Raw genomic sequence first — 7148 nt, 5'->3', positions numbered from 1 at the left:
ATCCGTAGCCATTGTCATTTTGTGGAGACCGCCTGTGCAAACCGATGCAAATCCGACCAACAAGATCGACCCCGCGGCCAGCAGCAATAGCAACAGCAGCAGCAACAGCAGCAGCAGCAGCAGCGGCGGCGGCGCCATCCCGGCCACGCTGATTCCCGGCGATGGCATCGGCCCGGAAATCATGGATGCCACCCTGCAGGTGCTCGACGCGCTCGGCGCGCCGTTCGCCTGGGAAACGCAGCAGGCCGGCATGGCCGCGCTGGAGGCCAGCGGCGATCCGCTGCCCGAAGCGACGCTGGACAGCATCCGCCGCACCGGCCTGGCGCTGAAGGGGCCGCTGACCACGCCGGTGGGCGGGGGCTTCCGCTCGGTCAACGTGCGGCTGCGCGAGCTGTTCCAGCTGTACGCCAACGTGCGGCCCGCACGCACGCTGGTTCCGGGACGCTACGAGAACCTCGACCTGGTGCTGGTGCGCGAGAACGTCGGCGGCTTCTATGTCGCGCACGACTACTACATCGCGGTGGGCGACGATCCGCGCGCGGTGGCGGTATCCACCGGCACCAATACGCGCGCCGACTGCCTGCGGATCGCCCGCTTCGCCTTCGAATATGCGCTGCGCAACGGCCGCAGGAAGGTCACCGTGGTACACAAGGCCAATATCCTGAAGGCGCTGACGGGCATCTTCCTCGAGGCCGCGCGCGAGGTGGCGGCGGACTATGCGGGACGGGTCGAGATGGACGACCGCATCGTCGACGCCTGCGCGATGCAGCTGGTGCTCGACCCGTGGAAGTTCGACGTGCTGCTGTGCACGAACCTGTTCGGCGACATCCTGTCGGACCAGATCGCCGGCCTGGTCGGCGGGCTGGGCCTGGCGCCCGGGGCGAATATCGGCGAGCACGCGGCGGTGTTCGAGGCCGTGCACGGCTCCGCGCCCGACATCGCCGGCAAGGGCGTCGCCAATCCGGTCGCGCTGATGCTGGCGGCCGGGCTGATGCTCGAGCATGTCGGCCGCCAGGACCTGGCGCAGCGGATGCGCGCCGCGATCGACCGGACGCTGAACGAGGACAACGTGCGTACCGGGGACCTGAAGGGCAAGGCCGGCACGCGCGAGTTCGCGGACGCGGTGGTGCGGCGGCTGGGGTGAACCATGCCGTTGTCGCCGCGAAGGTGGGGGCCCAGCAGCCTGCGTCCTTCGCGGCGACATCAAAGCCACTGGGTCCCCGCCTGCGCGGGGACGACAGCGGTATGCAACGGGTCTGGCCACCCGTCGTCCCCGCGGAAGCGGGGACCCAGCGGCTTGCGTCCTTCGCGGCCTGCCCTGTGCTGCATTGACAAAGCGGGGGCCGTTCTATACGGTGCGCGGACCTCGTTGATTGCGCGTCGATGGCGCGCTGTTCCGCCCCATGCCCCGTAAAGCCGCCCAGGTTTCCGAAGCCGACAAGCATGCCGCCGAAGGCGGCGCGGTGGCGGTGGATCGCGCGCTGTTTCTGCTGCGTGCGTTCCGGCTGGGCGATACCGCGCTGACGCTGGCCGAGCTGGCGCAGCGCTCGGGCCTGTACAAGAGCACGCTGCTGCGGCTGCTCGCTTCGCTGGAGCATGCGCGGCTGGTGGTGCGCCACGCCGACGGCCGCTACGGCCTCGGCCCCGAAGTCGCGCGGCTGCATGCGGTCTATGCCGCGTCGTTCTCGCTGGAAACGGCGGTGATGCCGGTGCTGCGCCAACTGGTGCACGACACCCGCGAGAGCGCGGCCTTTCATATCGAGCAGGGCGAGCACCGGCTCTGCCTGTATCGCGTCGATTCCCCGCAGCCGGTGCGTGACCACGCCCGCGCTGGCGACCTGTTGCCGCGCAACCGCGGCGCCGGCGGGCGCGTGCTGCGCGCATTCGCCGGTGCGCGCGGCCAGTTGTACGACACCATCCGCCGCGACGGCGTGGCGACGCTGGTCGGCGACCGCGTGCCCGATATCGCCGGCGTGTCGGCCCCGGTGTTCGGTCCCGGCGGCGAGCTGCGCGGCGCGCTGACGCTGACCTGTCCGGCCTCGCGCTATCGGCCCGATTTCCGCACCGACGTGCTGCGCGCCGCGCGCGCGCTGACCGAAACGCTGGGCGGCAGTTTCCCCTTCGAAGACTGAGCCGGCATTGGCCCGGCGGCGGCACGCCCGCTGCCGCGGCGGCCCGATGCCCGACTCAAGGGGGATGCCCCGCGCCGGTGCGCCAGCTATCATCAAAGGTTTTTGGGACGAGCGGCCGTGCCGCCGGGGCATATGCAACGCGGCATTTTCCGAGGGATACCGTGCAGCTAGACCAGCACAGCATTGTGATCGTCATGATGGTGGTGTTTTCGAGCACGCTGCTGATCTCGACGGGCCTTGTGTTCGCGCTGATCCGCACCGATGCCGGCCGCCTATGGGCCGGCGGCCATCTGGTGCTGTCGGCCGGCGGTCTGGCGCTGACCCTCAATGCGGCCACGGCCCATGTGGTCGAGGTCGGCGCGGTGGCCGCGATGGTCTATCTGGCCGGCAAGCTGACGATCTATGGCGGCGTGCGCGTGCATCAGGGTTTGCCCGGATTCACCCGCATCCAGGGCGCGGCCGTGGTGATCGCCGTCGCCGCCTCGCTCGATGCGCTGACCGGGCCGCAGCCGGTGCTGCAGCTGCATCGGGTTGCCTATGTCGCATTGGCGCTGCTGTCGCTGGCGACCATCCTGGTGCTGCTGCGCTCGCGCGTGCGCCATAGCGAAATCGGGCTGCCGCTGGTGCTGCTGGCCAGCGCGGTCCAGCTGTGCGCGCAGCTCTACGGCGCGGCCGTGGCCTGGCAAAGCGACGGCGCGATTTCCCCCTCACCGTTCAACGCGGCCAGCCTGACCCACGACGCCACCTATAACGCGGTGGTGGTGCTGGCTCCGCTGGTGGCGACGCTGCTCGGGCTGTTCGGCTTCACCGTGATGGCGCTGGAGCAGGTGATCGCCAACAAGGAGCGGGGCGCCCGCATCGATGGCCTGACGGGCCTGCTCAATCGCGCCGCACTGGACAACGCCGCCAGCCGGCTGATCGTGTCGGCGCTGCGCAACCGGCAGGCGGTCGCCTGCCTGGTCATCGACGTCGATCACTTCAAGCAGGTCAACGATCGCAGCGGCCATCGCGCCGGCGACGCCGTGCTGCAGGCAATCGCCGAGGCGCTGGACAATTCGCGCCGCGCCTCCGATGTGGCCGGCCGCTACGGCGGCGAGGAGTTCTGCGTGCTGTGCCCCCATACCGACGAGCATCAGGCGACCGCGCTGGCCCGGCGGATCCTGCGCAAGGTACGGGCGATTCCGTTGCCGGGGCCGGCCGGCAAGTTCGCCAGCGTCAGCATCGGCGTCGCCCAGCTGCGCGACGACGGTTCCGATTCGGTGGGGCTGTGGCAGCAGCTGTTCGGCCATGCCGACCGCGCGCTGTACGAGGCCAAGCGGCGCGGGCGGGATCGCTATGTGCTGGCGTCCACGCTGGAGCGCGAGGAGGCGATGGCGGCGGCCAGCGCCGAACGGCAGGCCGGGGCGTCCGGATTGGAATCCGCCGCGGCCTCGGACATCCCGCTCGAGGCCGATCTCTCCGGCGACGGCCGCTGACGCGCCAGCCGCGAGCTCGACTCGCACACTGACTACCGCTCGCCGTCCGGCGGTTCGCTTGTCGGGTCGCTTGTCGGGTCGCTTGTCGGGCCGCTTCGCGGGTCGCTTCGCGGGTCGCTCGACGGTGTCTCCGGCACATCGCGCGGCGGGTGTCCGTCGTAGGTCCAGATGAATTCGCGCGGCATCGGTCCCTTGTTGCGGCCGCCTTGCTCGGTCTGCTCCCACGCGTGCGCGAGGATGCCGACCGAGCGCGACAGGCAGAACAGCCCGCGCGCCAGCGGCGGCGGGAAACCCAACTCGGCATAGATCACCGCGGTGGCGCCGTCGATGTTCATCGGTACCGGCCGCGATCGTCCCGCACCGAGTTCGATCTCCACCGCGCGCGCGATCGCGGCGAACCGTCCGCCGACGACGCCGTCCGCCGCGGCCTGGTCGACCAGCTCGAGCAGCCGCGGCGCGCGCGGATCGACCGGATGGAAGCGATGGCCGAAGCCCGAGACATATTTGCCGTGCAGCTCGCGCCAGGCCTGCAGACCGGCCCGCACCGCGTCGGGCAGTGCCAGTCCCCCGTCGACGCGCGCGGCGATGTCCAGATAGAGCGCCACCGCCTGCTCGCCGGCCCCGCCGTGCACGTCGCCAAGCAGATTGACGGCCGACGCCATCGCATTGTTCAGCCCGACGCCGCAGGTCGCCGCCATCCGCGCGACCGCGATGCTGGGCGCCTGCGGGCCATGGTCGACGGCGGACATCAGCGCGGCGTCGAGCAGCGCGGCCTGGCCCGGCGGCGGCAGCTCGCCGCGCAGCATCAGCCAGATCATCTGCGCGAACGACACCCGCCCGATCAACTGCTCGATCGGATAGCCGCGATAGCGGATCACGCCGGGCTGCATGTCGATGATGGCGCTGTGCCACCAGTCTTGGGCGCGGCGCTGCCCGGCGTCGGGGTTGGCGGGGTCGAATGCGGTCATAGGGCTTGCTCCGCCTGCATGGTGTCGATCTGCTCGGCCGTATAGCCGAGTTCGAGAAGGATGTCGCGCGTGTGCTGGCCCAGCTCGGGCGGCGGCGCATCGACCGCCGGCGTGGCGCCGTCCAGCTTGAAGCCGGTGCGCAGCAGACGCAGGTCGCGCCCGACGCCGGGCGCATCGGCAAACTCGGCGACGATGCCGCGCGTGGCGACCTGCGGATGCGCGAGCGTCTGCGGCACCGTATAGACGGGCCCGGCGGGCACGCCGGCCTGGTTCAGCAGCGGCCACCAATGCGCGGTGGGCTGCCGCGTCAGTTCGGCTTCGAGCTCCCCCTGCAGCGCGGCGCGATGCTGCAGCCGCGCCTGCCGTTCGGCGAAACGGGGGTCGGCCGCCAGCTCCGGCCGGCCGATCACGCGGCAGACCGCCTCGAACTGTTCCTGCTTGTTGGCGGCGATATTGATCAGCCCGTCGCCGGTGCGGAAGGTGCCCGACGGGCTCGCGGTCATGTTGTCGTTGCCCATCGGCGCCGGTTCGCGCCCGGCCACCAGATAGTTCGACACCACCCAGCCCATCGTCGCCAGCGTCGATTCGAGCATCGACACGTCGATCAGATAGCCCTCGGTGCGGTCGCGGTCGGCCAGCGCCGCAGCCACCGCCAGCGCCGCCGTCAGCCCGCCGACGGTGTCCGAGACCGGATAGCCGACGCGATACGGCGCGGTCTGCGCATCGCCGGTGATGCTCATCACGCCGGCCATGCCCTGGATGATCTGGTCGTAGGCGGGCAGGTCGGCCAGCGGACCGTCCTGGCCGAAGCCCGAGATCGCGCAATAGATCAGCCGCCGGTTGTCCTGCTTCAGCGTGTCGTAGCCGAGCCCCAGCCGCGCCATCACGCCCGGCCGGAAGTTCTCGACCAATACGTCGGACTGCTGCACCAGCCGGCGCAGCGCCTGCTTGCCGAGCGGATGCTTCAGGTTCAGCGTGATCGAGCGCTTGCCGGGGTTCTGCGCGAGGAAGGACACGCCCATCAGCCGGCGGTTCAGCTCGGCGTCGGCGCCCAGCTGGCGCGCCAGGTCGCCAGTGCCCGGCGTCTCCACCTTGATCACGTCGGCGCCCAGATGCGCCAGCTGGTGGCAGCAGAAGGGGCCGGCCAGCACATTGGTCAGGTCGAGCACGCGGATGCCGCGCAAGGGTTTGCGGGAGGACTGGTGGGCGGACCCGGACGGGTTGCCGTTGGCGGAGTCGGGATTCATTGCGAGTGAGGCAAGTGCGCCGAGATTCTGTTTATTCCGTACAACAGAACATCGGTCTTTTCAAAGGAACAATGCGTGCCAGCATAGAAGCCCGGGGCCAGGGCTGTCAAGGCGAGCGGGCGTGGCCGGCCCGCTTCTGGCCTGGTTGCTATAATCGCCCGACCCCCAACACCGATCGCGAGTTTCCCGCGCGCCGGTCGTGGTCCCGCCCCGGCCGGCTGCCTCGCGATGTCATAGCGTGACGAGGAGTGATGTGGCTGAAATCCAGATCGCGTTGAACGGTTCGCCGTCCGCTGCGGACCCCGTGGCCACCAAGGCTCGGCCCGATTCCGCCGCCTCCTCCCTCGCGCCGTCCTTCCCTTCGTTCCCAGCTTCCACTGACCCGCGTCTCGATGCCGCGATCGCGCACGCCGTCGACGCCTTGATCGCGCGGCAGCGGGCCGACGGCCATTGGGTGTTCGAGCTCGAGGCCGATACCACGATCCCGTCCGAATACGTGCTGCTGGTCCACTATCTGGGCGAGCCGGCCGATGCCGCGCTGGAGGCGCGCATCGGGCGCTATCTGCTGCGCCGGCAGAACGCGGACGGCGGCTGGCCGCTGTTTCATGGCGGCGCGTCGGATACCAGCGCCTCCGTCAAGGCGTACTTCGCGCTGAAGATGATCGGCGAGCCGGTCGACGCGCCGGCGATGCGGCGCGCGCGCGAGCGCATCCTGGCGCTGGGCGGGGCCGAAGCGAGCAATGTGTTCACCCGCACGCTGCTGGCGCTGTATGGCGTGATGCCGTGGCGCGCTGTGCCGCTGATGCCGGTCGAGATCATGCTGCTGCCGCTGTGGTTTCCGTTTCATCTGTCGAAGATCTCGTACTGGGCGCGCACCGTGATCGTGCCGCTGCTGGTGCTGAACACGCTGCGCCCCTGCGCGCGCAATCCGCGCCGCGTCGGCATCGACGAACTGTTTCGCCGGCCCGGCCAGGCCGCGCGGATGCCGGGCAGGGCGCCGCATCAGAGCCGCTTCTGGTATGCGGTGTTTCGCGGCGTCGATGTCGCGCTGCGCGTGCTCGAGCCCTTGTCGCCGCGCCCGATGCGTCAGCGGGCCATCGCGCGCGCCGAGCAGTTCGTGCGCGAGCGCCTGAACGGCGACGATGGCCTGGGTGCGATTTTTCCGGCGATGGTCAATGCGGTGATGATGTTCGACGCGCTCGGCGTGCCGCGCGACGAGCCGGCGGCCGCGCAGGCGCGCGCGGCGCTCGATCGCCTGCTGGTCGAGCATGGCGACGAAGGGGGTGAGGCGTACTGCCAGCCGTGCTTTTCGCCGGTGTGGGACAC

Annotated in this window: 6 protein-coding genes; 4 read left to right on the top strand and 2 right to left on the bottom strand. The window is 70.3% G+C overall.

Features of this window, described 5'->3' with window-relative positions; all coding sequences use genetic code 11:
- Nucleotides 1-136 precede the first annotated feature (136 nt).
- The 3 genes from B551_RS11170 (at nucleotide 137) to B551_RS11160 (ending at nucleotide 3607) form a co-directional block, all read left to right on the top strand.
- The gene (locus B551_RS11170; RefSeq protein WP_043438921.1) at nucleotides 137-1144 is read left to right on the top strand and encodes an isocitrate/isopropylmalate dehydrogenase family protein; all 1008 of its coding nucleotides are present in this window, start codon (nucleotides 137-139) and stop codon (nucleotides 1142-1144) included.
- A gap of 259 nt (nucleotides 1145-1403) precedes the next feature.
- Nucleotides 1404-2132 carry an IclR family transcriptional regulator gene (locus B551_RS11165; RefSeq protein ID WP_043438918.1) on the top strand — a complete coding sequence of 243 codons (729 nt, stop codon included), beginning with the start codon at nucleotides 1404-1406 and terminating at the stop codon, nucleotides 2130-2132.
- A 161-nt stretch (nucleotides 2133-2293) separates the two neighbouring features.
- Nucleotides 2294-3607 carry a diguanylate cyclase gene (locus B551_RS11160; RefSeq protein ID WP_156526429.1) on the top strand — a complete coding sequence of 438 codons (1314 nt, stop codon included), beginning with the start codon at nucleotides 2294-2296 and terminating at the stop codon, nucleotides 3605-3607.
- A gap of 32 nt (nucleotides 3608-3639) precedes the next feature.
- On the opposite strand, the gene B551_RS11155 is transcribed toward B551_RS11160, so the two are convergent.
- Together B551_RS11155 and B551_RS11150 are read right to left on the bottom strand one after the other, a co-directional pair.
- A complete protein-coding gene (locus B551_RS11155) occupies nucleotides 3640-4575 on the bottom strand; it encodes a citryl-CoA lyase (RefSeq protein WP_006579627.1) in 936 nt (311 codons plus the stop codon).
- Nucleotides 4572-5822, bottom strand: a complete 1251-nt coding sequence (locus B551_RS11150) for a CaiB/BaiF CoA-transferase family protein (protein ID WP_023264094.1) — start codon at nucleotides 5820-5822, stop codon at nucleotides 4572-4574. Before B551_RS11150 ends, B551_RS11155 begins: the two co-directional genes overlap by 4 nt.
- A 253-nt stretch (nucleotides 5823-6075) precedes the next feature.
- Between B551_RS11150 and B551_RS11145 the strand changes: the two genes are divergently transcribed.
- A partial coding sequence (locus tag B551_RS11145) for a prenyltransferase/squalene oxidase repeat-containing protein (RefSeq protein WP_371259310.1) occupies nucleotides 6076-7148 on the top strand: 1073 nt, incomplete at its 3' end.

The organism is Cupriavidus sp. HPC(L), from assembly GCF_000307735.3.
Taxonomy (GTDB): Bacteria; Pseudomonadota; Gammaproteobacteria; order Burkholderiales; family Burkholderiaceae; genus Cupriavidus.
Note: the sequence above shows the minus strand (reverse complement) of the source record. Positions and strands in the feature narration are given on the sequence as shown.